Source organism: Embleya scabrispora DSM 41855, from assembly GCF_000372745.1.
In the GTDB taxonomy this organism is placed as follows: Bacteria; Actinomycetota; Actinomycetes; order Streptomycetales; family Streptomycetaceae; genus Embleya; species Embleya scabrispora.
The window spans coordinates 24,080-48,932 of the sequence record NZ_KB889665.1 but is presented as its reverse complement, the minus strand read 5'-3'; the positions used below and the strand labels follow the sequence as shown (position 1 = coordinate 48,932).

The window sequence follows — 24,853 nt, the reverse complement described above, 5'->3', positions numbered from 1 at the left end:
CGCCGTGTGGCCGGCGGTGGGGGCGTACATTTCCCGGCACCTGTGGGGTCGGGGTGGGCGCGAGTTCGTGCCGTCGGTTCTCGCGAGTGTGTTCGGGCGTCCGAACCGGGCCTTGTGTCACGGTGGTTCGGGTCCCGCAGGTGATGGCTACGGGTTGCTTGCGGTTTCGATGTCGAGGTGCTTTCGAGCCGTGCGATCCATCATCATGTGACCCGCAATCACCACGGGTTCAGGAAACAGGTACGGGGGAGCACCCATGTCTCAGCCAGATCCGCTGATCGAATTCGCCGCTGCACTGAGAGCGATCCGGGACGCGGCGGGTGAGGTCCCGGCGGCCGAACTGGCCCGGCGCGCGGGTGTCGACGAGACGGTGCTGGCGGCGGCGCTGTCCGGCGCGATGTTGCCCTCGCTCGGCGTCACGATGGCGATCGTCTCGGCCTGCGGCGCGACCCCCGCCGGGTGGGAGGCCAAGTGGCGCGAGGTGGCCGCGGCGCATCTGGCCGGCCCGACTCCGGAGGCGGCCCCCATCGCGCCGTCCTCGCCCCCGCCGCCGCCTCGCCCGAGCGTCGCCCCGTCGATCGGCCGCCCACCCGCCCCGAACACGCCGCCGCCTCCCGCCCACCCGGCCGCGCCCGCGACACCGCCCCCGCCCGCCGCCCCCGGCACACTCCCGCCGTCGCCCCAGGCACCGCCGCCGCCCACCACGCCTCCGGCCGAGGCGGCCCCCGCCAAACCCGCCGCCCCGCCCGCCGCGCCGAGCACGCCTCCGGCAGCCGCCACACAGGCCGCCGACCCGACGCCCGCGTCGCCTCCCGTGCCCGTCGCTCCGCCTGCCCCCGCACAAGCCGCCGCCGCGACGCCGCCGCCCACGCACACACCCGCGTCCGCCTCCGCCGCCGCGTCCGACGAGACCACCATCGCCCCGATCAACGCGGCCCTCGAAGGCAAGTCCCCCAGCGATCCCACCACTCCCCCCGAGCCCGCCCCGGACCCGGCCACCGCCCCGACGCCGCCGGCCGGGTCCGCCCCGATGGCCCCGCCCACGTCCGCATCGGACGAAACCACCATCACCCCCATCCGGCAGCCCGCACAGGCCGAGCCCACCGAATCCTTCCCGGCCCCGGTCAGCACACCGACGCCCCCGCCCACGTCCGCACCCGCACAGGCACAGGCACCCCACGAATCCACCCCGGCCCACCAGCCCGCGCAGCCCCAACCCTCGGTCGAGCCCACTCAGCCCAACCCCAGGCCGGCCGCTCACCCGCAGGGCACCCCCGCCGCGCAGCCCGCGCCTCCCGTGCCCGCGCCCGCCGTACAGCCGCCCGTCATAGAGCGGCCCGCCGATCGGCGCCCACCGGCTGTGGCCCGCGACGAAGGCGGCAACGAACCCGCGGTGCCCTCCTGGGAAGGGCCCGATCGAGCCGTGCTCGCGCCTTTGGAAGGCGACGACCCGCGTACCGTGGGCGGCTATCTGCTGCGGGCCCGGCTGGGCTCGGGCGGGATGGGGCGGGTGTACCTCTCGTACACGCCCGGCGGACGGCCCGTCGCGGTCAAGGTGATCCGGGGCGAGTTCGCCGACGATCCCGAGTTCCGCCGGCGCTTTCGTCAGGAGGTGGCCGCCGCCCAGCGCGTACAGGGCCTGTACACCGCCCCTGTGATCGACACCGACGCGGACGCCGCGCAGCCCTGGCTGGCCACCGCCTACGTCCCGGGCCCCTCCCTCTACGAGGCCGTCTACCGGCACGGTCCGCTGCCCGCGGAGACCGTCCTGGTGTTGCTGGCGGGCGTCGCCGAGGCGCTCCAGTCGGTGCACCGGGCGGGCGTGATCCACCGCGACCTCAAGCCGTCCAACGTGATCCTCGCCGCCGATGGCCCGCGCGTGATCGACTTCGGCATCGCCCGCGCCGCCGACGCCACGCCGCTCACCCGGACCGGAATGAGCATCGGAACCCCCGCGTTCATGGCCCCCGAGCAGGCCCGGGGCCTGCCCTCCAAGCCCGCCACCGACGTGTTCGCGCTCGGCTCGCTGGCCACCTACGCCGCCACCGGGATGTCCGCGTTCGGTGAGGGCACGGACAGCTCGGTGCTCTACCGCGTGGTCCACCAGGAACCCGAATTGTCGGCCGTCCCCGCACAGTTGCTGCCGGTACTGCGTCGCTGCCTGGACAAGGACCCGGAGCAGCGCCCGACCCCGCTCGAGGTGATCGAGCTGTGTCGGGTCGCCTCCGAGGGCACCCGGCTGCAGATCGGCGAGGGCTGGCTGCCGCCGACCCTGGTCGCCGAGGTCACCCGCCGGGTCAACGAGCAACCGCCGAGCGCGCCCAAGGATCCGACGGTGGGCCGTCGACGCAAACGCCGCGCGCTGATCGCGGCGGTCACCGTACTGGTCCTGGCGGCCGCCGGCGGGGGTCTGGCGATCGGCCTGCGCAACAACGACGACGACAAGTCCCCCGCCGCCAAGAACGGGCCGCAGACCCAGACCCCGAACCCGAGCGCCCCCGCCGGCACCGCGCCCACGCCCTCGACCACCACGAGCGCCAAACGCACCGGCACCCCGACCTCCACATCCACCGCCACCGGCGCGCCGTCGATCGCGGCTCGCCCCGGGGAGAGCGCGACCGCGATCGCCACCGCCGGCGGCGTGGCCGAGGGCGGCGTGTTGTTCGAGCGGCAGTTGGACGTGCCCAACGGCTACTGCGTCGGCCTGAGCTACACCACCACGTGGAAGGGCAGCTGCGGCAACCAGAGCGCGGGTGTCCTGTACTTCTACGGCGACGGCAACTACATCCAGGGCCAGGAGATGGTGCTGCTCGACCCGGGGCAGCCCAGCGACTTCCAGACCTGCGTGGGCGAGACCCGATACGCGAACAACAACCAGCTGCCGTTCACCTACCTCAAGGTGGGCTCGGTGATCTGCACCAAGGACGCCACCAATGGCCTGGTCGGCACGGTCCGGATCAACGAGATCCCGTCCACCTCGGGCCCCAGCCAGTACTGGAAGATCTCGATGACCGTCTGGCGCGGCCCACGCGGCTGAACGCGGCTGAGCACGACTGAACGCGGCCGAACCGACCACGACGGGCACGGGGCGGCGCCGGGATCACTCCCGACGCCGCCCCGGGTGCGCGAGTGCGCAAAGCCCGTCCCTGCCGAAACCGCCTACTGCTGCCGCCCGCTGGTCACCCGGTACGCGTCGAACACGCCCTCGACCCCGCGCACCGCCTTGAGCACGTGCCCCAAGTGCTTCGGGTCGCCCATCTCGAAGGTGAACCGGCTCACCGCGACCCGATCCCGGGTGGTGGCCACCGACGCGGACAGGATGTTCACGTGCTGGTCGGACAGCACCCGCGTGATGTCCGACAACAGCCGCGAGCGATCCAGCGCCTGCACCTCTATGGCGACCAGGAACACCGAGGACGCGGTCGGCGCCCACTCGACGTCGACGATTCGCTCGGACTGCTGGGACAACGACTCGACGTTGCCGCAGTCCTGCCGGTGCACCGAGACGCCGTTGCCCCGGGTGACGAAGCCGATGATCGGATCGCCCGGCACCGGCGTACAGCAGCGGGACAGCTTGACCCAGATGTCGTCGACGCCCTTGACCACGACCCCGGGGTTGCCGGTCGAGCGCGGCCGGCGGCGGGTGGTGGTCGGCCGGGTGGCCTCGGCGAGGTCCTCCGACGCGCCCTCCTCGCCGCCGAGCGACTCGACCAGGCGCTGCACGATGGTCTGCGCCGAGACGTGCCCCTCCCCGATCGCCGCGTACAGCGACGAGATGTCCGGGTAGCGCAGCTCGTGCGCGAGGGTGACCAGGGTGTCCCCGCCGCCGGACATCAGCCGCTGCAACGGCAGGCCCTGCTTGCGCATGGCCCGGGTCAGGCCCTCCTTGCCCTGCTCGATCGCCTCCTCGCGGCGCTCCTTGGAGAACCACTGGCGGATCTTGTTGCGCGCCCGCGGCGACTTGACGAAGCCGAGCCAGTCGTGACTCGGCGCCGCGGTCTCGCTCTTGGAGGTGAACACCTCGACCAGGTCGCCGTTGTCCAGCCGGCTCTCCAGCGGGACCAGCCGCCCGTTGACCCGGGCCCCGATCGTGCGGTGGCCGACCTCGGTGTGCACCGCGTAGGCGAAGTCGACCGGGGTCGAGCCGGCCGGCAGCGCTATCACGTCGCCCTTGGGCGTGAAGACGAAGACCTCCTGGCTGGAGAGGTCGAACCGCAGCGACTCCAGGAACTCGCCCGGGTCCTCGGTCTCCCGCTGCCAGTCCAGGAGCTGGCGCAGCCAGGCCATGTCGTTGGCCGGGTTCTCGCCCTTTCGCGCCGGCTTGGTGTCGGTCTTCGCGGCACCCTTGGCGCCCACCGCCTCCGCCTTGTACTTCCAGTGCGCGGCGATGCCGTACTCGGCCCGGCGATGCATGTCGAAGGTGCGGATCTGCAGCTCGACCGGCTTGCCCTCGGGACCGATCACCGTCGTGTGCAGCGACTGGTACATGTTGAACTTGGGCATCGCGATGTAGTCCTTGAACCGCCCCGGCACCGGGTTCCAGCGCGCGTGGATCGTGCCCAGCGCCGCGTAGCAGTCGCGGACCGAGTCGACCAGGACCCGGATGCCCACCAGGTCGTAGATCTCGGTGAACTCGCGGCCACGCACGATCATCTTCTGGTAGACCGAGTAGTAGTGCTTCGGCCGCCCGGTGACCGTGGCCTTGATCCGCGCCGAGCGCAGGTCGCCCTGCACCTGATCGGTGACCAGAGCCAGGTATTCGTCCCGCTTGGGCGCGCGCTCGGCGACCAGGCGCACGATCTCGTCGTACATCTTGGGGTAGAGGATGGCGAACGCCAGGTCCTCCAACTCCCACTTGATCGTGTTCATCCCCAGGCGGTGCGCCAGCGGGGCGTAGATCTCCAGCGTTTCGCGGGCCTTGCGCTCCTGCTTCTCCCGCTTGAGGTAGCGCATGGTGCGCATGTTGTGCAGCCGGTCGGCGAGCTTGATCACCAGGACGCGCGGATCCTTGGCCATCGCGATGACCATCTTGCGCACGGTCTCGGCCTGCGCGGCCTCGCCGAACTTGACCTTGTCCAGCTTGGTCACGCCGTCCACGAGCATCGCCACGGTGTCGCCGAAGTCGCGGCGCAGCGCGTCGAGGCCGTAGTCGGTGTCCTCGACGGTGTCGTGCAGCAGACCGGCCATCAGCGTCGGCGGGTCCATCCCGAGCTCGGCCAGGATGGTGGCGACCGCGAGCGGGTGGGTGATGTACGGGTCGCCGCTCTTGCGCCGCTGGCCGCGGTGCCAGCGCTCGGCGGTGGTGTACGCCCGCTCGATCTGGCGCAGATCGGCCTTGGGGTCGTTGACCCGGACCACCCGCAGCAGCGGCTCCAGGACCGGGTTGTACACGCTGTTGCGCTGCACACCCAATCGGGCCAGCCGGGCGCGGACCCGGCTGGGGCCGTCCACCCGCAACGACCGCGAGCGCTCGGTGCCGCCGCCGCGCGAGGCGCCCGCGGGACTGGGCGCCGCCTTCGCGACCGGCCTGGGTCCCCTGGCCTCGGGTCCGGCCGCGCCGGCGGCGGGGCCGCTGTGGCCGTCGCTGCCGCGCGGGCCGTCGGCGCTGTCCTCGGAGGACGAGGCGGCCTGGGCCGCTCGCTTCCCGCCCGACTCGGCCCCCCGCGCTTCGACAGCGGTCGGCTCGACGGCGCTCGAACCGGCCGCGGCCGGGCGCTCGGCGGATGCCCCGGGCCCGTCGGCCTCGGCCGGCGTCGCCGCGGGCTCCGCCGGCTCCGCGTCGGACCGGGCACGAGTCACCGCCTCGTCGGCTCCTCCGGCGCTCACCGGAGGATGGCCCGAGGGGCCCGGTGTGGCACGTGTGGCGTCGTCCGAGGGAGCCGCGTGTTCGACGGCATCCCCCGAGGACGACGCGACGGGCGCGACCTCGTCCGGCAAGGGAACTCCTCCCACAGATGACGGAACTTCCATGGTACTGACCCACGCCCTCACGACTCGGCCATCCGGAACGGCAGCCGCCGCAACGGCGAAGGCCGAAGGCTCCCCGGTTGGGGCGCCTCCGGCCTCCGACAACACGCCTTCGGCGGCGTGTCACACGACGATGAACGACTCCAGCGTGCCGTGCGGCAGCACCGGCGCGAGCCGCGCCCGGCCGCTCAGGAAGCCGAGTTCGAGCAGCACCTCGACCCCCACCACCTCCGCGCCCGCCCGCTTGATCAGGTCGATCGTGGCCTCGACGGTCCCGCCGGTGGCGAGCACGTCGTCGATCACGAGCACCCGGTCACCGGGCCCGAACGCGTCCTGGTGCACCTCCAGGGTGGCCGAGCCGTACTCCAGCTCGTAGGACTGCGCGTGGGTCGCGCACGGCAGCTTGCCCGCCTTGCGGACCGGAACGAATCCGGCCTGCGCGCGATAGGCCACCGGTGCGGCCAGGATGAAGCCCCGGGCCTCGATCCCGACCACCTTGTCCACCCGGCCCCGACAACGCTCGGCCAGCGCGTCGACCAGGGCCGCGAACGCGACCGGATCGGCCAGCAGCGGCGAGATGTCCTTGAACACCACACCCGGTTGCGGCCAGTCCGGCACGTCCCGGATCCGGCTCTCCAGGAGCTTGCGCAGTCCTTCGTCGGCCATCAGCGCTTCCTCTTGCCGCCGGGACGGGTCCGCGCCCGACCGCGCGAGGCGCCCGCACGCGGCGCGCCACCCTGCGCGGGTACGGTCTCGTCCTCGTCCGGTTCGGCGACCGCGTCCACGTTCGGGTGACCCTCGGCCTGGTCCGCCGGAATCCCGGAGGTCTCGGCGGCCTTGGCCGCCTTCGCCTCGGCCGCCCGACGCTGGGCCACCTTCTTCGCCAGCTGCCGCATCTCGGGCGACCGCTCCTTGAGGTCGGCCAGGATCGGCGTGGCGATGAAGATCGAGGAGAACGCACCGGCGGCCAGACCCACGAACAGCGACAGCGCGATGTCCTTGAGCATGCCCGCGCCGAGCAGACCGCCACCGACGAACAGCAGCGACGCCACCGGCAGCAGCGCGACGACCGTGGTGTTGATCGACCGCACCAGGGTCTGGTTCAGACCCGCGTTGGCCGCTTCGCTGTAGGTGAGCTTGGTCTGCTTCGTGATGTTCTTGGCGTTCTCCTTGACCGTGTCGAACACCACGACGGTGTCGTACAGGGAGTAACCGAGAATCGTCAGCAGACCGATCACCGTGCCCGGCGTCACCTCGAAGCCCACCAGCGCGTACACACCGATGGTGATCACGATGTCGTGGATCAGCGCGACCAGCGCCGCCACGGCCATCCGCCATTCGAAGGCGAAGGTGAGGTAGATCACCACCAGGATCATGAAGATCACCAGGCCCTGGAGGGCCTTCTTGGAGATCTCCTTGCCCCAGCTGGGACCGACCACCTGCGTGTTGACCTTGTCCGGCGCGACCTTGAGGTCCTTGGCGATGGCCGCCGCGACCTGCTTGGTCTTGTCCGCGTCCGACTCCGCGATCTGGATCCGCAGGCCGTCGCCGCCGACCTTCTGCACTATGGCGTCGGTGCCGTCGGTGAACGGCTCCACCGCCTTGCGGGCGTCGTTCTGCGAGGCCGAGGTGTGCTCGATCGTATAGACCGAACCGCCCTTGAACTCGATGCCCTGGTGCAGCCCGCGGCCGAGCAGACCGCCGACCGCGAGCAGCAGGATCAGCGCGGAGATCGAGTACCACAACTTCTTGCGGCCGACGAAGTCGAACGAGACGTCGCCGTGGTGCAGCCGGACGCCGATGTTCTTGAGGTCACCGAAGCGACTCATCACGCCTCCTTGACGCCGGCAGCGCGGCCACGCGGGCGACGGCTGCGGTACGACTGGCGCTGATTGGCACCGAGCGCTTCGGGGTCGAGGCCGGACCACTTGTGGCCGTCCGCGAAGAACTTGCGCTTGGCGAGGATCGTCATGAGCGGCTTGGTGAACAGGAACACCACCACGACGTCGAGCAGCGTGGTCAGGCCGAGGGTGAACGCGAAGCCCTGGACCTTGCCGACCGAGACGACGTACAGCACCGCGGCGGCCAGGAACGACACCGCGTCGGACACCAGGATGGTGCGCCGGGCACGGGGCCACGCCTTCTCCACGGCGGGTCGCAATGTGCGACCCTCACGGATCTCGTCCCGGATCCGCTCGAAGTACACGATGAACGAGTCCACCGTGATACCGATCGCGGCGATCGCGCCACACACCGCCGGCAGGTTGAGTGCGAAGCCGATGCTTCGGCCGAGCAGACACATGATGGCGTAGGTGAGGGCCGCCGAGACCGCCAGACTCGCGATGCTCACCAGGCCGAGACCTCGGTAGTAGAACAGCGAGTACAGGATGACCAGGACGATGCCGATCGCACCGGCGATCAGCCCGCCCCGGAGCTGGTCACCGCCCAGCGACGCGGACACCGTGGTCACGTCGCTCTTGGTGAAGGACAGCGGGAGCGCGCCGTACTTGAGCACGTTCTCCAGGTCCTTGGCCGAGCTGCGGGTGAAGTTGCCCGAGATCACGGCGCTGCCGCCGGGGATCTCCGCCTTCACCGACGGCGCGGAGACGACCACACCGTCCAGGTCGATCGCGAAGCGGTTGGTCGGGTACTTGTTCGCCGCCAGGTCACCGGTGATCTTGGTGAACTTGTCGGCGCCGGCGTCGGTGAACTTCAGCTCGACTTCCCAGCCACCGACACTGCCGTTCTGCGGCAGCTGCGCCTTCGAGGAGGCCACGTCCGTGCCGGGGATCAGCACCCGGCCGAGGATGTACTTCTCCTCGCCCTCGCCCTGATCGCGGCTGCACGCCACGGTCGGCTGGTCCTCCGGGGCCGGCACCGGGCCGAGGCCGCGGTTCTCCGGGAGGGAGCAGTCCAGGTTGTTGTACTTCGCGCGCAGCTCGGGCGTGATGCCGTTCGCGTCGGCTCCGGCCGGCGGGGTGCTCGCCGGAGGCGTTGCGGGCGGGGTGCTCGCCGGCGGCGTCGACGGCGGCGGGGTCGGGGCGCCGGACGCGTCCTTCAGATTCGGGATGACCCGACCCTGCGGCTTGCCCGACTCGGCCGCGGGCGGCGTGCTTGCCGGCGGGGTGCTCGCGGGCGGCGTCGACGGCGGGGTCAGCGGCAGCTTGGTACCACCCTGGGGGGTGATCTGCGTGGCCTCCAGAACGGGGCGGAAGAACAGCTTCGCGGTCTGGCCGACCTGCTCCGCCGTCTCCTTCTCGTTCTTGCCCTTGGGGATGCTGATGACGATGTTGCGATCGCCCTCGGTCTGCACCTCCGCCTCGGACACACCGAACGCATTGACGCGCTGGCGGATGATCTCCACCGCGGTCTGCATGTTCGACTTGTTGACCGCACCGTTGCGGCCCTGGTCGGCCTTGGCGGTGAGCGTGACACTGGTGCCGCCCGCGAGGTCGATGCCCAGACGTGGGGTCTTGTCCCCGGTCGAGAACATGATCGCGTACAGCGCGACGATCACGACCCCGATGAAGGCCAGGACCCGCCCGGGGTGCCCTCGGGAACTCGATTTCGGTGCTGCCACCTTCGCCCAATCTCCCTCTCGATGCCGCCGCGAACGGGCTTGCGCCACGTCCGCCGGCACGGCACGGCGCCCGGCAGGATGCCGGACGCTGTCGTATCCGGGGTGTCACCCCCGGTCACATGACTGTATTGCCCTGCGGCGGCCCGAGGACCACCACACCCACCACGAGCCGAACTAGTCCTGCTTGTCGTCCTTGCGCAGCCGGTCGCCGGTCTCGGACGCCTTGGTCGCGCCCTCGGACTTGGTCGCGCCCTCGGACTTGGTGACGTCCACGGTCTTGGTGTCCTCGGCCTCGGAGTCCTCGGCGGCCTCGGGCTTCTTTTCGAGCTTCACGACATCGTCGCCGGCCTCGGCCTCGGCGTCGTGCTCGTCGTCGTGCTCGTCGTCGGCCTCGCCGTCCTCGTCACCGGAGGACAGGACGGCGGCGATGGCGCTCTTGACGAAGCGGCAGTGCACGTCGGGCGCGACCTCAAGGATGACGGAATCGTCCTCCACCTCGGTGACCGTCGCGTACAGCCCCGCGATCGTGCGGACCTCGGCGCCCGGGACCAGCGAGTTCTGCGTTTCCATGGCCTGTCGCTGGCGCGCCTTCCCGGGCTTGATGATCAGGAAGTAGAACACCACGACGATGATTACTGGCAGGAGGAGGGTAAGCGGGTCCACGGCTTGAAACGATTCCTTCCCAAGGCCGCTCGGCGGCCCGGACGGTGACACTCGGCCGGCCACGGTGCGGCAGCCTCGGCGGAGTCTAGACGGGTACTTACTACAGGAACAACGACTACCGGCCGCGTGCGTTCCCGACACGCACCGGCCTCACTCGGTTGCATCCTTACCGGTCACGGCCCCGTTGTCGAACAACACGCTCTGTTGTGCACCGAGCTGCCCCGGCAGCGCGCCCTGCGGCGGGTTCAGGCCCAGATGCAGCCATGCCTTCGCGGTGGCCACCCGACCGCGCGGTGTGCGGGCCAGGAAACCGCTGCGGACCAGGAACGGTTCGGCGACCTCCTCGACCGTCTCGGTCTCCTCGCCGACCGCCACGGCCAGCGTGGACAGACCCACCGGACCCCCGCCGAACAGCGTGGTCAGCGCCTGTAGGACGGCCCGGTCCAGCCGGTCCAGGCCCAGCGCGTCCACCTCGTACACGTCCAGCGCACGTGCGGCGATGTCCCGATCGACCTTGCCGTTCGCCCGTACCTGCGCGTAGTCGCGGACCCGGCGCAGCAGCCGGTTGGCGATCCGGGGCGTGCCGCGCGAGCGGCCGGCGATCTCGGCGCCGCCCTCGGCGGACAGTTCGACGTCGAGCAGTCGTGCCGAACGATTCAGCACCCGTTCGAGTTCGGCGGGTGCGTAGAAGTCCATGTGGCCGGTGAAGCCGAACCGGTCGCGCAGCGGCGGCGGCAACAAACCGGCCCGGGTGGTCGCGCCCACCAGGGTGAACGGCGGCAGGTCCAGCGGGATCGCGGTGGCGCCGGGGCCCTTGCCGACGATGATGTCGACCCGGAAGTCCTCCATCGCCATGTACAACATCTCCTCGGCGGGCCGCGACATCCGGTGGATCTCGTCGAGGAAGAGCACCTCGCCCTCGGACAGCGAGGACAAGATCGCGGCCAGGTCACCGGCGTGCTGGATGGCCGGGCCGGAGGTGATCCGGATCGGCACCCCCATCTCGGCCGCGATGATCATCGACAGCGTGGTCTTGCCGAGTCCGGGCGGGCCGGACAGCAACACGTGATCGGCGGTGCCACCGCGTCCCAGCGCCGCGGTCAGCACCAGGGACAGTTGCTCGCGCACCCGCTCCTGGCCGATGAACTCGTCGAGGTTCTTCGGCCGCAGCGCGGCCTCGACGGCCTGGTCCTCGCCGTCCGCCTCGGCGGTCACCAGGCGTTCGCCGTCCTGCGTCATCGTCTTCCGCCCATGGTCGTGTTCGTGCGGCCCGCGTTCATCCTGCCCGACCCGGGCGACACGGTGGTGCCGCGTCGGGCGAGAGCGCGCTCCCGCCGGTTCATCTGCGGTTCAGGCCGCGCAGGGCCGCCTTGAGCAGCGCGCCGATGTCGGGCGTGGCCGCGGCCTCCGCCTCGGCGGTCACCGAGGCGACCGCGTCGTCCGCCTCGCGCGTCGCATAGCCCAGGCCCACCAGCGCGGCGTGCAGCTGGTCCCGCCAGCCCGCGCTCACCGGGGCGCCGACGCCGAGCGCGGCGCCGGTGCCGGTGGGCGCGCCGAGCTTGTCCTTCAGGTCCAAGAGCAGCTTCTGCGCGCCCTTGGGCCCGATCCCGGGCACGGCGGTGAGCGCCTTGGCGTCCTTGCCCGCGACCGCGGCGCGCAACGCGTCCGGGCTGTACACCGCGAGCATCGCCAGCGCCAGCTTCGGCCCCACCCCGTTGGCGGTCTGCAACACCTCGAACGTGCGCTTCTCGTCGTCGTCGGCGAAGCCGAACAGGGTGAGCGAGTCCTCCCGCACCACCAGCGACGTGGCCAGTCGGGCCGCCGCCCCGACGCGCAGCGTGGCCAGCGTGGTGGGCGTGCACTGCACGGCCAGGCCGACCCCGCCGACCTCGACGACGGCGGTGTCCGGGCCGAGGCCGGCCACCGTTCCGGAGACGAACGCGATCACCCGAGTGCTCCTGCTTGGCTAGTGGTACGTGGGCCGGCCGCCCGGGGGTCGGCCGGGCAAGGGCCGGTCGTCGAAGGCAACCGGTGGGCGGTTCCGGTCATCGGCGGGTGCCGCGCGGCAGCCGCGTGGTGGGCGTGCGCGCCGCGGCCACCGCCGCCGCGAGCCGGTCGGAGGCGCCGCCGCGCCAGATGTGACAGATCGCCAACGCGACCGCGTCGGCGGCGTCCGCCGGTTTCGGCGGGCCGTCCAGACGCAGGATACGGGTCACCATCGCACCGATCTGGGCCTTGTCGGCACGCCCGCTCCCGGTCACCGCGGCCTTGACCTCGCTCGGCGTGTGCAGTGTCACCGGCAGGCCGCGCCGCGCGGCGCACACGATCGCCACGGCGGATGCCTGCGCGGTGCCCATCACGGTGCTCACGTTGTGCTGGCTGAACACCCGCTCGACCGCGACGCAGTCCGGGTGGTGCCGGTCCAGCCACTCCTCGATGCCCCGCTCGATGCCCAGCAGACGCGCGTCGATCGTCGCCTCCGCCGGAGTGCGCACCACGCCCGCCTCGATCATCCGCAGCGGTTTGCCGACCGCGCCGTCGACCACGCCGACGCCGCATCGGGTCAGACCGGGGTCGACCCCCAAGACCCGCATGCCGCGCCCCTCTCGTGTCGCCTCGCATCGGCTCGGCGATCGCCGTGCCGGCGCCCCTGCAGTCGAGCCGAACACCACCCGATACGAACACCTGTTCGCCCGGGCAAACCCTAGTGCAGCCGCACCGATCCCTTCGGTACCGCCACTCCGTGATCACTCGTTCGAGCGACACGTACGCTTGTCCCGGTCGATAACGCCCCGATGACAGCCCTGTGACGATCGTTCCCCAAGCGGCCCGGTCGCCGCACGGGAGCCCGCACAGGCGCCACTAGGGTCGGTTGGAGACTGCCCTCGCTCGCCGCCCGGAAGGTTTTCATGCCGTCGCCGTCCATGCCGGTCGCCGAGACCCCACCGGCCGCCGAGAAGGGTGCGATCAGGATGCCGGCGCGCCCCGACAGCGCCTTCGCCGCCGGTCTCCCCGACCGCCTGCGAACCGGCGCCGTCGACTTCGCGCACCGCGCGAGCGCCTCCTTCCGCCCGGCCCGCACGGCGGTACTCGGCTACCTGATCGCGCGCGCGATCAACCTCGCGGTGCTCGGCGCGATGGCATTGGCGGCCGGCAAGCCGTTCTGGTCGATGGTCGGCTCGTGGGACGGCGTGTGGTTCCGCGACATCGCGGACTTCGGCTACGTCGACAAGATCCCGGTCTCACCGGCCGGCAAGCCGTACTGGACCAACGTCGAGTTCTTCCCCGGCTACCCCTGGGCGGTCCGCCTCGTCGGCGATGTGACCGGCCTGTCCGCGCTCAACGCCGGCATGGTCGTCACCGCGCTGGCCGGCGTGGTCGCGGCATGGGGGTTGTACGCGCTCGGGCGCGAACTCACCGGCAGCCACCGGGCGGCCACCCTGTTCGCGATCCTGTGGGGCGTCGCGCCGGGCTCGATGGTGCTCACCATGGTCTACTCCGAGGCGCTGTTCGTGGCGTTCGCGTCCTGGGGGCTGTTGGCCGTCGTCCGCCGCCAGTGGACCCTGGCCTGCGTGCTGTGCCTGTTCGCCGGCCTGACCCGGAACACCGCGTTCGGCCTGGTCGCGGCCCTGGGCGTGGCGACACTGGCGATCGTGCTGCGCCGCCGCGAGGACGGCACGCGGGTCGGTCTGCTGGCCCCGGAGGCTCGCCACCCGGTGCTGGCCACGCTGATCTCACCGCTGGCGTGCGTGGGCTTCATCGCCTGGGTGGGCTGGCTGGCCGGTCGGCCCGACGGGTGGGTGTGGATCCAGGACAAGGCGTTCAACCTGCGCTTCGACTGGGGCATAAGCACCGTCCAGTGGATGGCCAAGTACCTCACCCACCTGGGCCGGCCGATCTACGTGGTCTGCACGTTCGTGATCATCCTGTCCGTGGCGCTGATGATCTGGTCCTTCCGGGACCGCCGGGTCCCGCTGCCGGTGCACGTGTACGGCGGCGTGGTGATGTTCCTGGCGCTGACCACGAGCAACGGCTGGTTCTTCCACTCCAAGCCGCGCTTCATGCTCCCGGCCTTCACCATCGCGCTGCCCCTGGCCCGACTGATGGCCAAGTGGCCGCGCGGCGTGGTGATCTCGGTGCTGGTCGCCGGGGCGGCTTTCGCCGGATGGTACGTGGGCTTCCTGCTGTACGTGATAAACACCAACCCGTAGCACCCTCGGCGAGTGCGCGAACGCGCGTGGGGCCGGCGGCAGTTGCCGCCGGCCCCACGCGCGTTCGCGAAACGCGACCGGCCGTCGTCGCGGTCCTCGCCGGCCGCGACCGACGCCGCGAGCCCTACTCGGCGTTGATGCTCTCCATGACCGCATCACTCACGTCGAAGTTCGCCCAGACTTCCTGGACGTCGTCGCTGTCCTCCAGCGCCTCGATCAACCGGAAGATCTTGCGGGCGCCCTCTTCGTCCAGCTCGACCGAGACGCTGGGGATGAAGTTGGCGTCCGCCGAGTCGTAGTCGATCCCGGCGTCCACGAGCGCGGTCCGCACGGCGACCATGTCGGTCGCCTCGCTGACCACCTCGTAGGTGTCGCCGAGGTCGTTGACCTCCTCTGCACCGGCGTCGAGCACCGCGCCGAGCACGTCGTCTTCGCCCAGGTCGTTCTTCGGCACGATCACGACACCCTTGCGGGTGAACATGTACGACACCGAGCCGGGGTCGGCCATCGAGCCGCCGTTGCGCGTCATCGCGACCCGCACGTCCGACGCCGCACGGTTGCGGTTGTCGGTGAGGCACTCGATCAGCACCGCGACACCGTTCGGTCCGTACCCCTCGTACGTGATCGACTGGTAGTCGGCGCCGCCGGCCTCCGCACCGGAGCCGCGCTTGACCGCGCGGTCGATGTTGTCGTTCGGGACCGAGGACTTCTTGGCCTTTTGAATGGCGTCGTAGAGCGTCGGGTTGCCGGCGATGTCACCGCCGCCGGTGCGTGCCGCCACCTCGACGTTCTTGATCAACTTGGCGAAGAGCTTTCCGCGCCTGGCGTCGATGACGGCCTTTTTGTGCTTGGTGGTCGCCCACTTCGAGTGGCCGGACATCCGCCTCTACTCCTTCGGGTCGCGGGTGCGCTGCACGGGCCTGTACAGGCTGGAAGATCCTACCGGCGCGCGGACTCAGAGCGTGGCACGGACCATGTCCACGAAGTACGCGTGCACCCGCCGGTCGGGGGTGAGCTCCGGGTGGAAGGACGTGGCGAGCAGGTTGCCCTGGCGCACCGCGACGATGCGGTCCGCGTACGGCTCGGCGGTCAGCCGGGCCAGCACCTCGACCTCGGCGCCGACCGACTCGACCCACGGGGCGCGGATGAACACGCCGTGGATGGGGTCGCCGCCGGCCGGGCCGGCGAACGGGACGTCGGCCTCGAACGAGTCGTTCTGCCGGCCGAACGCGTTGCGCCGCACGATCATGTCGATCCCGCCGACCGTCTCCTGGTCCTCGCGGCCGTCCAGGATCTTGTCGGCGAGCATGATCATGCCCGCACACGAGCCGTAGACCGGCATGCCGTCCGCGACCCGCTCGCGCAGCGCCGGGAAAAGCCCGAAGGACACCGCGAGCTTGGACATCGTGGTCGACTCGCCGCCGGGTATGACGAGCGCGTCGAGCTCGGCGAACTCCTCGACCTTGCGCACCGGGCGTGCGATCGCATCGAGTTCGGCCAGCGCGATGGCGTGTTCGCGCACGTCGCCCTGAAGGGCGAGGACACCGATGATGGGAGTGGTGGACACGTCAACCCCGTCCGGTCGTAGGTACCGAGCCGGGCCCGGACGCGTTCGCGTCCGGGCCCGGCTCACGGCTTGTTCGAGTGCGCGACGTGCTGGTTCGCGTACGCGCGGTGCTGTTTCGAGGCGCGAGGGCTCGAAGGCGCGAACTACCAGCCGCGGCCGGCGTAGCGCTGCTCGGCCGGGAGGGTGTCGATGTTGATGCCGACCATCGCCTCGCCCAGACCGCGCGAGACCTTGGCGATCACGTCCGGGTCGTCGAAGTGCAGGGTCGCGTCCACGATCGCCTTGGCCCGCTTGGCCGGGTCGCCGGACTTGAAGATGCCCGAGCCGACGAACACACCCTCGGCGCCGAGCTGCATCATCATCGACGCGTCGGCCGGGGTGGCGATGCCGCCTGCGGTGAACAGCACGACGGGCAGCTTGCCGGCCTCGGCGACCTCCTTGACCAGCGCGTACGGCGCCTGGAGGTTCTTCGCGGCGACGAACAGCTCGTCCTCGTCCAGCACCGAGAGCTGCTTGATGTCCTTGAGGATGGTGCGCATGTGCCGGGTGGCCTCGACCACGTTGCCGGTGCCGGCCTCACCCTTGGAGCGGATCATCGCCGCGCCCTCGGTGATCCGGCGCAGCGCCTCGCCGAGGTTGGTCGCACCACACACGAAGGGGGTGGTGAACTTCCACTTGTTGATGTGGTTCGACTCGTCGGCCGGGGTCAGCACCTCGGACTCGTCGATGTAGTCCACACCGAGCGACTGCAGGACCTGGGCCTCGGCGAAGTGGCCGATCCGGGCCTTGGCCATCACCGGGATGGACACGGCGCCGATGATGCCGTCGATCATGTCCGGGTCGGACATGCGCGCGACGCCGCCGTCCTTGCGGATGTCGGCCGGCACGCGCTCGAGCGCCATGACGGCGACCGCGCCCGCGTCCTCGGCGATCTTGGCCTGCTCGGCGTTGACGACGTCCATGATCACGCCGCCCTTGAGCTGCTCGGCCATGCCGCGCTTGACCAGGTCGGTGCCGGTCTGGGGGCTTGCGGGGGTGGTGGACACGGATGACCTCACACAGGTGCGAACGACGACGGTTGGCTCCATCGTACGGGTGAGGTGGATCCTAATGTCATGCCACCCCGGCGAATTACCCGGGCCAATCTGTCCACGGTGGCCTTTGCGTGGCTCCCGTCAGGACCCACCGGGCTGCAAAGTACGCGGCTCCTCGTCGTCCATCTCGAAGGTGACCGGGTACGGGGCATGGCCCGCCAGCCGCAGATAGCGCACCAACCGGTGTCGGCGCACCGCGCGCGCGCCGCGGACCGCGTCGTTGTGAAAGCGCCGGGCCATCGGTACGCGCCGCACGGCGGTCTGCAGTTCGGCGACCAGTTCCGCGCCGCCGGGCCGGGCCCGCAGGTCCTCCGCCTGGGCGGGGTCCTCGAACAGGAACCGCAGCGCGCGGGTCAGGTCGCTCTCCGCCACCTCACGCTCGTCCTCGGCCGCGTTCCGCGCCTCGTGCGCGGCGCCGGCCAAGACCAGCGAGGAGGCCGGATCGAGCAGCCCGGAGGTGGCGATCTCCTGCGCGACCGCCGAACGCCGCAACAACTGCGCGTCCAAGGCGGCCCGACTCGAGTCCACCCGCGCGTGCAACCGGTCGAGCCGCCCGGCGGTCCAGCTGAGATAGACACCGACCGCAACCACCGCGAGCACAATCCAGATGACAGTCATCACCCGGCGACCCTAGTACCGCCGACCCGACCAACCCCCGGCCCGCCCGACACTTCGGGCCACCCTTCACCTCGGCAGACCAACCGGACAGCCCGGCCGGCGCTCCAGGCCAAGCCCGCTACGCGGCCGGCGCCCCCGCGGTGACCGTCTCGTACACGCCCAGGATGTCCGTCCCGACGGTCTCCCAGTCGTAGCGCTGCACATGCTTGCGCCCGACCTCGCGCAACGCGTCCCTCCGCGCCGGATCCCGAAGCAGCGCGACCGCGGCGGCGGCAAGTGCCGAGGCGTCCTCCACCGCGAACAACTCCCCCGCCCGCCCACCGTCCAGCACCTGCCGGAACGCGTCCAAATCGCTCGCCAGCACCGGCGCCGACGCCGACATCGCCTCGACCAGGATGATCCCGAAGCTCTCGCCACCGGTGTTGGGTGCCACGTACACATCCACGCTGCGCAGCAGTCGCGCCTTGTCCAGGTCGCTGACCATGCCCAGGAAGGTGACCTGTCCGCGCAACGCCTCCGGCAGGTCCTCCACCGCCTCCTCCGCGTCCCCGCGCCCGGCCACCAGCAGCCGCACACCCGGGAACGCCTCGACGATCCGCGGGAACGCCTCCATCAGCGTGGGCAGTCCCTTGCGCGACTCGTCGATCCGGCCGATGAAGCCGATGGTGGGCGCCTCGGCGGTGCCCTGCCACATGGGCTCCACGGGCGCGTCGGCGAAGAAGCCGACGTCCACGCCGTTGGGGATGACCACCGCGTCACCGCCGAGGTGCTCGACCAGCGTGCGGCGCGCGTACTCGCTGACCGCGATCCGGGCGCTGATCTTCTCCAGCGCGGGCTGCAGGATCGGGTAGGCCGCGATCATCGCGCGCGAGCGGGTGTTCGAGGTGTGGAAGGTGGCCACCACCGGGCCGGACGCGGCCCAGCAGGCGAGCAACGACAGGCTGGGCGTGGCCGGTTCGTGGATGTGCAGCACGTCGAAGTGGCCGTCGTGGATCCACCGACGCACCCGCGCGGCGGACAGGAAGCCGAAGTTGAGCCGCGCCACCGAGCCGTTGTAGCGCACCGGTACGGCCCGCCCGGCCGGCACCACGTAGTCCGGCAGCGGGGTGTCGTCGTCCGCCGGCGCCAGTACCGACACCTCGTGCCCGCGCGCGATCAGGTTCGCCGCGAGGTCCCGCACGTGGTACTGCACACCGCCCGGCACGTCCCACGAGTAGGGGCACACGACGCCGATCCTCACTTGGCCTCCCCGATCCGGGCGAGCCGGCGTCGGTCCAGATCGGCGAGCCACAGCGGCTGAAGCATGTGCCAGTCCTGCGGGTCGCGCGCGATCGCTCGGGCGTAGGCGTCCGCGACCCGCTGGGTCATCACCGCGATCTTCTCCCGGCGGTCGCCCTCGCCGGGCACCTCGATCTCGGGATGGAGCGTGGCCCGGAGAATTTTGCCCTCCCACGCGAGGGTGACCGGGATCAGCGCCGCGCCGGTCTGCACGGCCAGCGCGGCCGGGCCGGCCGCCATCCGGGTCTGCTCGCCGAAGAAGGTCACCGGCACGCCCGCGGTGGTCAGGTCGCGGTCGGAGAGCAGGCACAACAGCCGGCCCTCGCGCAGCCGGCGCGCCAGCGTGCCGAACGTGTTGCCCTCGCCGCCGGTGAGTGGCAGCACCTCCATGCCCAGCGACTCGCGATAGTCCAGGAAGCGCTTGTACAGCGACTCCGGCTTCAGTCGTTCGGCGACCGTGGTGAACGGATAGCCCTTGAGCGTGATCCAGGCGCCGGCGTGGTCCCAGTTGCCCATGTGCGGAAGCGCGAAGATCACGCCCTTGCCGCGGGCGCCGCACTCGTCCAGCAGGGTCAGGTCGCACTCCATCCGGGCCAGTACCGTCTCGCGGTCCCAGACCGGGAGCCGAAACGCCTCCTGGTAGTAGCGCAGGTAGGAGCGCATGCCCTCGCGGGAGAGCGCGCGAAGTTGCTCGGGCGTGGCATCGGATCCCGCGACGCGACGCAGATTGGCCTCCAACTGCAGCACGCCGCCGCCGCGCCGCCGCCAGACCAGGTCGGCGATCCGCCGGAAGGCTGCCGCGGCGACCGGTTCGGGCAGTCGCTTGACCACGGACCAGCCCAGGGCGTACCCGGTGTCGGCCAGCCGCTGCCCGAGTTCGGTCATGCCTTGTCACCTCCGGACACCGCGTTGTCGATCGCGGATGCCGAGCGATACACCGCGATCATCCGCTGGAAGACCGTGATCAGGCTGCCCACCGCGATGAACCACAGCGCGGCCTCCTGGATGTATGGGACACCCATTCCGTCGAGACCGGTCGCCACCAGCGAGATGACCAGCCGCTCGGCCCGCTCGATCAGTCCGGAGACGTCGCAGGCCAGGCCCAGGCTCTCGGCCCTGGCCTTGCAGTACGACACGACCTGGCCGGACCCGAGGCAGAAGATCGCCAGGATGCACATGCGCAGGTTGTCGCCGTCGCCGGCGAACCAGATGGCCAGCGCGCCGAAGATCGCGGCGTCCGCGACCCGGTCCAGCGTGGAGTCGAGGAAGGCCCCCCATTTGGTCGAGCGGCCCAACTGGCGCGCCATGTTGCCGTCGACCAGGTCGGAGAAGATGAACGCGGTGATGACGAGCGTGCCGGTGAGGAACCAGCCGATCGGGAAGAACACCAGCGCCGCGACGACCACCCCGAGGGTGCCGATCAGCGTCACCGTGTCCGGACTCACGTTGTGGCGCAGCAGAAAGCTCGCGAACGGGGTGAGCACACGCGTGAAGAAGGCACGAGCGTATTTGTTGAGCATCGCCTTCCCGAAGGATTGCCGGGGCGGCGGGGGATCCGGTGGACTCGACCCGCCTGGTGCGCCCATCGTACTGACGCGCTCGCACCTGCCGAGCCCCCCGTCGCCCGGGCGTGCCGCGTTGGAGAACATCACGTACGGCGAGGACACTTGTACTCGGTCGGACGTCGGGGCAATGCTGCCGTTCAGGAATCGATTTGCGGACGTTGGCGTACCGACGACCGACTTGCACCTGCGCGTCCGGGACGTCGACGACGACCGCACAGATGGACAACCAGGAGGTGGCACATGGCGGATAAATCCGGAGCAAGCGCCGGAACCGTCGGCAGGGTAACCGCGCCGGCGAGCCCGGAGTCGGTGCGCAACGTGGTGCTGGTGGGCCACACGGGGGCGGGCAAGACGACATTGGTGGAGTCCCTGCTCGTGGCGACCGGGACGATTCCCCGGGCCGGTCGCGTCGAGGACGGGACGACCGTGTCCGACTTCGAGGACATCGAACACCGCCAGCACCGCTCGGTGGCGCTGGCGTTGTCCCCCGTCGAATTCGACGGCGTGAAGATCAACCTGCTCGACACCCCCGGCTACGCGGACTTCGTCGGCGACCTGCGGGCGGGCCTGCGCGCCGCGGACGCCGCGCTGTTCGTGGTCTCGGCGGCCGACGGTGTGGACGGCTCGACCCGGATGCTCTGGGACGAATGCGCCTCGGTCGGCATGCCCCGCGCGATCGTGATCACCAAGCTCGACCAGGCGCGCGCCGACTTCGACGAGATGGTGCTGATCTGCCAGCGGGTGTTCGGCGACCCCGACTCGGACACCGTGCTGCCGCTGTACCTGCCGCTGCACGGCGAGGACGAGGGCGTCGCGGGCCTGATGGGCCTGCTCACCCAGCGGGTCTACGACTACTCCTCCGGCACCCGCGAGACGCTCGACCCCGACCCCGAGCACCTGCCGCTGATCGAGGACGCCCGCAACCGGCTGATCGAGGGCATCATCGCGGAGAGCGAGGACGAGTCCCTGATGGACCGTTACCTCTCCGGCGAGCAGATCGACATCGACACGCTGATCGCCGACCTGGAGACCGCGGTCGCCCGCGGTTCGTTCTACCCGGTGCTCGCGGTCGCGCCCGACGGACTGGGCACCATCGAACTCCTGGAAGGCATCGTCCGGGCCTGTCCGGCGCCGCCCGAACACGAGGTGCTGCCGGTCACCACCCCCGACGGCAAGCCCCGCGACCCGCTGACCTGCGACCCCGAGGGCCCGCTCGCCGCCGAGGTGATCAAGACGACGTCCGACCCGTACGTGGGCCGGATCTCGCTGGTGCGGATCTTCTCCGGCACACTGCGCCCGGACATGACGGTGCACGTCTCCGGGCACGGCATGGCCGATCGCGGACACGAGGACCACGACCTGGACGAGCGGATCGGCGCGATGTCGATTCCGCTGGGCAAACACCAGCGCTCGCTCAACCGCGGCATCGCCGGCGACATCGTCGCGATCGCCAAGCTGACCCGGGCCGAGACCGGCGACACCATCTCGGACAAGGACGATCCGCTCCTGATGGAGCCGTGGATGATGCCCGACCCGCTGCTTCCGGTCGCCATCCGCGCACACAGCAAGGCCGACGAGGACAAGCTCTCCCAGTCGCTCGCCCGCCTGGTCGCCGAGGACCCCACACTGCGCCTGGAACACAACACCGACACCCACCAGCTGGTCCTGTGGTGCATGGGCGAGGCGCACGTCGAGGTGCTGCTCGACCGGCTGCGCAGCCGCTACGGCGTCGCGGTGGACGCGGTCACCCACAAGGTGTCGCTGCGCGAGACGTTCGCGGAGAAGGCCAGCGGACGCGGTCGGCACGTGAAACAGTCCGGCGGACACGGCCAGTTCGCGATCTGCGAGATCGACGTCGAACCGCTGCCGGGCGGGTCCGGATTCGAATTCGTCGACAAGGTCTTCGGCGGCGCGGTACCGCGCAACTTCATCCCGTCCGTGGAGAAGGGCGTCCGGGCACAGATGGAGAAGGGCGTCGCGGCCGGCTATCCGATGGTCGACCTGCGGGTGACGCTGACCGACGGCAAGGCACACTCGGTCGACTCGTCCGACATGGCCTTCCAGATGGCGGGCGCGCTGGCGTTGCGCGAGGCCGCCGCGAGCACCCGGATCCACCTGCTGGAGCCGGTCTCGGAAGTACAGGTCACCGTCTCCGACGAGTACGTCGGCGGCGTGCTCAGCGACCTGAGCTCGCGCCGGGGCCGGGTGGTGGGCACCGAACCGATCGGCTCGGGCCGCACCCTGATCCGCGCCGAGGTCCCGGAGATCGAGATCAGCCGCTACGCGATCGACCTACGCTCGATCAGCCACGGCACGGGCCAATTCGCCCGCACCTACTGCCGACACGACCCGATGCCCCCACAACTGGCCGCGAAGGTCACGGCCGACACGGATTCCTGACCGAACGCCCCCACGGCGGACCGGGGCACGCAGCCGGGAAAGCTCACCGCGCCGCGCATGAAGCCCCGGTCCCGACGCGGCCGGCCCGACTGCACTGCCCCACCGCCGGCGGGCGGGCGGGCCTGTCGGAGGTGGGGCGACCGGGCGTGCGGTGAACCCGGCCACGTGGCGGACGGGCGCGGAGCGCCTCGGTGCTCGGTGGGCGGTCGGCCTCGCGTGCGGGACGGGCCGCTGTCGGCTCCGCTCAGGGAATCGGCAGTGGCTCGTCCAATGCCACCAACGACAGCAGCACGGTTGCCGACGTCCAGGCCAGGGGCGCCACCGAGGCCGGCTTGCCGTTTTTGTCGACCTTCTCCGGCAGTGATCCGAATGCCGTCCGGTGGTCGGCGAGCCAGTCCAGCCGGCGTTCCGCACCGGCCCGATCGCCGCTCGCCGCACTGAACAGGGCGAAGGACGCGGTTTCCGGCGTCCAGGCCGCGGTGGGGTCGCCGGCCCAATGTTCGCCCGGCAGGATGCCTCCGTTGGGCAGGGTGAGCAGCTCCGCGGATCGGCGGACCGCGTTCGCGACCTGGGCGTCCGCGCCGGCGAAGGGCGGGCCCAGCCAGGTCACCGCCGTGTCCGCGCCGCCCTTGGCCGTCGGCGTGCGTGGGTAGTCGTGCGGCCCGAACACCTCCCGGATGCCGCGGTCCAGGCGGTCCGAGGCGCCTGTCCATCGCTGCGCGTCGGGCGCGCTTCCGGTCCGCCGCGCCAGGTCGGCGGCGGCTCGCAGTCCGGCCGACAGGGGCGCCGCGGTGCCCAGGGTGACCTGGTCGGTGCGCGTTTCCCAGTAGTCGGGACCCCGTGGCGGCAACCCGTTCGTGCGCAGCCGACCCGCCGCCGCGTCACCGGCCTTGCGTACCGTCGGCCACAGCTCGCCGAGCGCCGCCACGGTCTCCGGGGCCTTGGGATCCTGGTGGACGTACCAGAACCAGACGGCCCACGGCACCCATCCGTTGCCGTCCAACTGGGCCGCCCGCTTGTCGCCGACCGGCCCGCCGTCCAGCCGGTAGCGCGCCTCCCAGGTGCCGTCGGGGCGCTGTAGCGCGGCCAATCGACGCAACACCGCGAGCGCCTCCCGGTCGTGCCCGGTGGCGGTGAAGGCCGCCGCGACCCAGGCCGCGTCGCGTGGCCAGACGTACTTCCAGATCCCGAACCAGGCCGCCGCCACCGACCCGTCGGGCTGGGTCAGCACCCGCATGTCGAGCAGCGCGCGCTCGGCCATCGCCCGGTATCGCGGGGTCGCGCCCGGAACGGTGCCCTGCGCGAGCCAGGCCCGCTCGGCGTCGGTGGGCGGCGCCGCGGGCGCGTCGACGGGGAGCGCGATCGGCCCCTCGGGCCCGGATATGACGCCGCCGAGGAGCAGCGGCCGTGTGGTGCGCGGCGGCGGCGCGGCGCCGCCGACGGTGAGGATGATGCCGAGCGCGATGAGCAGGCCGACCATGGCGATGCCGATCGAGCGGGCCCTGCCGAGGAAGCGGGGCCGGTTCGGGGCGCCGGCGGCGGTGCCGCCGGCGGTCCGGCCGGCGTCGAGGGGTCGAGCCCTGTCGCCCATGTGCGCCGTCTCCGCCCCCGTGCCCCTCGCCGCCTTCGTCGCGGCCGGGCCGATCCCCGTTCGGCTCAGTCTAGGCATGATCGGATCATCGTTCGAACCGCCGTACGATCCCCGCCGCGGCCCCGCCCCCGCCGTACCCGCTTCGAGGCCGGCCGCGTGCGGTCCGGCCCCCGGCCGCCACCGCCGCTTCGAGGCGGTGCGCGGGCTCGGCGCCGTCGACCGCGCCGGACGCGCCACCCGCCCCTCGCGCCGTCGCCCGCATCGCGCCCACCTCGTCGTACGACCCGTGCGCATCCGCCGCGGCGGCGGACGGGACGGA

Annotated in this window: 19 protein-coding genes; 3 read left to right on the top strand and 16 right to left on the bottom strand. The window is 71.3% G+C overall.

All coding sequences use genetic code 11. The features are described 5' to 3' along the window. The first annotated feature begins 256 nt into the window (after positions 1–256). Entirely contained in the window at positions 257–3,037 is a 2,781-nt protein-coding gene (locus tag A3IC_RS73555; protein ID WP_425387345.1) for a protein kinase domain-containing protein, read from the top strand. A gap of 122 nt (positions 3,038–3,159) precedes the next feature. Here the strand turns inward: A3IC_RS73555 and A3IC_RS0119575 are convergent, their stop codons facing one another. The 8 genes from A3IC_RS0119575 to ruvC all read right to left on the bottom strand — a co-directional run bounded on the left by A3IC_RS0119575 (position 3,160) and on the right by ruvC (position 12,804). After that, positions 3,160–5,937 (bottom strand): RelA/SpoT family protein, encoded by a 2,778-nt coding sequence (locus A3IC_RS0119575; protein WP_020551743.1) that lies wholly within the window; start codon positions 5,935–5,937, stop codon positions 3,160–3,162. Positions 5,938–6,090: 153 nt separating this feature from the next. Beyond that, entirely contained in the window at positions 6,091–6,633 is a 543-nt protein-coding gene (locus A3IC_RS0119570; protein ID WP_020551742.1) for an adenine phosphoribosyltransferase, read from the bottom strand. Further along, a complete protein-coding gene (gene secF / locus A3IC_RS0119565) occupies positions 6,633–7,796 on the bottom strand; it encodes a protein translocase subunit SecF (protein WP_020551741.1) in 1,164 nt (387 codons plus the stop codon). The genes A3IC_RS0119570 and secF overlap by 1 nt, the downstream gene beginning before the upstream one ends. Further along, positions 7,796–9,547: a protein translocase subunit SecD gene (gene secD, locus A3IC_RS0119560; RefSeq protein WP_026218471.1), complete on the bottom strand. Its 1,752-nt coding sequence runs from the start codon at positions 9,545–9,547 to the stop codon at positions 7,796–7,798. Before secD ends, secF begins: the two co-directional genes overlap by 1 nt. 174 nt (positions 9,548–9,721) lie before the next feature. Beyond that, positions 9,722–10,210, bottom strand: coding sequence for a preprotein translocase subunit YajC (yajC, locus tag A3IC_RS55360; protein WP_052173620.1), 489 nt, complete (start codon positions 10,208–10,210; stop codon positions 9,722–9,724). A 150-nt stretch (positions 10,211–10,360) separates the two neighbouring features. Continuing rightward, positions 10,361–11,449 carry a Holliday junction branch migration DNA helicase RuvB gene (ruvB, locus tag A3IC_RS55355; protein WP_020551738.1) on the bottom strand — a complete coding sequence of 363 codons (1,089 nt, stop codon included), beginning with the start codon at positions 11,447–11,449 and terminating at the stop codon, positions 10,361–10,363. A gap of 100 nt (positions 11,450–11,549) precedes the next feature. Continuing rightward, positions 11,550–12,158 carry a Holliday junction branch migration protein RuvA gene (gene ruvA / locus A3IC_RS0119545; RefSeq protein WP_020551737.1) on the bottom strand — a complete coding sequence of 203 codons (609 nt, stop codon included), beginning with the start codon at positions 12,156–12,158 and terminating at the stop codon, positions 11,550–11,552. Between the two features lie 97 nt (positions 12,159–12,255). Continuing rightward, on the bottom strand, positions 12,256–12,804 hold the full coding sequence (ruvC, locus tag A3IC_RS0119540; RefSeq protein ID WP_020551736.1) for a crossover junction endodeoxyribonuclease RuvC: 549 nt from the start codon (positions 12,802–12,804) through the stop codon (positions 12,256–12,258). A 315-nt stretch (positions 12,805–13,119) separates the two neighbouring features. Between ruvC and A3IC_RS55350 the strand changes: the two genes are divergently transcribed. Continuing rightward, positions 13,120–14,421 carry a mannosyltransferase family protein gene (locus A3IC_RS55350; RefSeq protein ID WP_052173619.1) on the top strand — a complete coding sequence of 434 codons (1,302 nt, stop codon included), beginning with the start codon at positions 13,120–13,122 and terminating at the stop codon, positions 14,419–14,421. 124 nt (positions 14,422–14,545) lie between these two features. On the opposite strand, the gene A3IC_RS0119530 is transcribed toward A3IC_RS55350, so the two are convergent. The 7 genes from A3IC_RS0119530 to pgsA all read right to left on the bottom strand — a co-directional run bounded on the left by A3IC_RS0119530 (position 14,546) and on the right by pgsA (position 20,564). After that, positions 14,546–15,301, bottom strand: coding sequence for a YebC/PmpR family DNA-binding transcriptional regulator (locus A3IC_RS0119530; RefSeq protein WP_020551734.1), 756 nt, complete (start codon positions 15,299–15,301; stop codon positions 14,546–14,548). Between the two features lie 75 nt (positions 15,302–15,376). Further along, positions 15,377–15,988: a pyridoxal 5'-phosphate synthase glutaminase subunit PdxT gene (gene pdxT, locus A3IC_RS0119525; protein WP_020551733.1), complete on the bottom strand. Its 612-nt coding sequence runs from the start codon at positions 15,986–15,988 to the stop codon at positions 15,377–15,379. 143 nt (positions 15,989–16,131) lie between these two features. Next, positions 16,132–17,076: a pyridoxal 5'-phosphate synthase lyase subunit PdxS gene (gene pdxS, locus A3IC_RS0119520; protein ID WP_052173616.1), complete on the bottom strand. Its 945-nt coding sequence runs from the start codon at positions 17,074–17,076 to the stop codon at positions 16,132–16,134. 87 nt (positions 17,077–17,163) lie between these two features. After that, the gene (locus tag A3IC_RS0119515; protein ID WP_020551731.1) at positions 17,164–17,700 is read right to left on the bottom strand and encodes a LemA family protein; all 537 of its coding nucleotides are present in this window, start codon (positions 17,698–17,700) and stop codon (positions 17,164–17,166) included. A 118-nt stretch (positions 17,701–17,818) separates the two neighbouring features. Further along, entirely contained in the window at positions 17,819–18,940 is a 1,122-nt protein-coding gene (locus A3IC_RS0119510; protein WP_020551730.1) for a glycosyltransferase family 4 protein, read from the bottom strand. Continuing rightward, positions 18,937–19,863: a phosphatidylinositol mannoside acyltransferase gene (locus A3IC_RS0119505; RefSeq protein WP_020551729.1), complete on the bottom strand. Its 927-nt coding sequence runs from the start codon at positions 19,861–19,863 to the stop codon at positions 18,937–18,939. Before A3IC_RS0119505 ends, A3IC_RS0119510 begins: the two co-directional genes overlap by 4 nt. After that, complete coding sequence (pgsA, locus tag A3IC_RS0119500) at positions 19,860–20,564, bottom strand: phosphatidylinositol phosphate synthase (RefSeq protein WP_425387344.1); 705 nt, start codon at positions 20,562–20,564, stop codon at positions 19,860–19,862. The genes A3IC_RS0119505 and pgsA overlap by 4 nt, the downstream gene beginning before the upstream one ends. Positions 20,565–20,783: 219 nt before the next feature. Between pgsA and A3IC_RS0119495 the strand changes: the two genes are divergently transcribed. Further along, a complete protein-coding gene (locus A3IC_RS0119495) occupies positions 20,784–22,943 on the top strand; it encodes an elongation factor G-like protein EF-G2 (protein WP_026218469.1) in 2,160 nt (719 codons plus the stop codon). 244 nt (positions 22,944–23,187) lie between these two features. Here the strand turns inward: A3IC_RS0119495 and A3IC_RS55345 are convergent, their stop codons facing one another. Continuing rightward, positions 23,188–24,612 (bottom strand): glycoside hydrolase family 15 protein, encoded by a 1,425-nt coding sequence (locus tag A3IC_RS55345; protein ID WP_158696011.1) that lies wholly within the window; start codon positions 24,610–24,612, stop codon positions 23,188–23,190. Positions 24,613–24,853: the final 241 nt, after the last annotated feature.

What these genes read in the sequence shown, in the direction of transcription:
- A3IC_RS73555 (WP_425387345.1), top strand. Translation starts at nt 257, where the DNA reads ATGTCTCAGCCAGATCCGCTGATCGAATTCGCCGCTGCACTGAGAGCG.
- A3IC_RS0119570 (WP_020551742.1), bottom strand. Translation starts at nt 6,633, where the DNA reads ATGGCCGACGAAGGACTGCGCAAGCTCCTGGAGAGCCGGATCCGGGAC.
- secF (WP_020551741.1), bottom strand. Translation starts at nt 7,796, where the DNA reads ATGAGTCGCTTCGGTGACCTCAAGAACATCGGCGTCCGGCTGCACCAC.
- ruvB (WP_020551738.1), bottom strand. Translation starts at nt 11,449, where the DNA reads ATGACGCAGGACGGCGAACGCCTGGTGACCGCCGAGGCGGACGGCGAG.
- ruvC (WP_020551736.1), bottom strand. Translation starts at nt 12,804, where the DNA reads ATGCGGGTCTTGGGGGTCGACCCCGGTCTGACCCGATGCGGCGTCGGC.
- A3IC_RS55350 (WP_052173619.1), top strand. Translation starts at nt 13,120, where the DNA reads ATGCCGTCGCCGTCCATGCCGGTCGCCGAGACCCCACCGGCCGCCGAG.
- A3IC_RS0119530 (WP_020551734.1), bottom strand. Translation starts at nt 15,301, where the DNA reads ATGTCCGGCCACTCGAAGTGGGCGACCACCAAGCACAAAAAGGCCGTC.
- pdxS (WP_052173616.1), bottom strand. Translation starts at nt 17,076, where the DNA reads ATGGAGCCAACCGTCGTCGTTCGCACCTGTGTGAGGTCATCCGTGTCC.
- A3IC_RS0119515 (WP_020551731.1), bottom strand. Translation starts at nt 17,700, where the DNA reads ATGACTGTCATCTGGATTGTGCTCGCGGTGGTTGCGGTCGGTGTCTAT.
- A3IC_RS0119505 (WP_020551729.1), bottom strand. Translation starts at nt 19,863, where the DNA reads ATGACCGAACTCGGGCAGCGGCTGGCCGACACCGGGTACGCCCTGGGC.
- pgsA (WP_425387344.1), bottom strand. Translation starts at nt 20,564, where the DNA reads ATGGGCGCACCAGGCGGGTCGAGTCCACCGGATCCCCCGCCGCCCCGG.
- A3IC_RS0119495 (WP_026218469.1), top strand. Translation starts at nt 20,784, where the DNA reads ATGGCGGATAAATCCGGAGCAAGCGCCGGAACCGTCGGCAGGGTAACC.
- A3IC_RS55345 (WP_158696011.1), bottom strand. Translation starts at nt 24,612, where the DNA reads ATGCCTAGACTGAGCCGAACGGGGATCGGCCCGGCCGCGACGAAGGCG.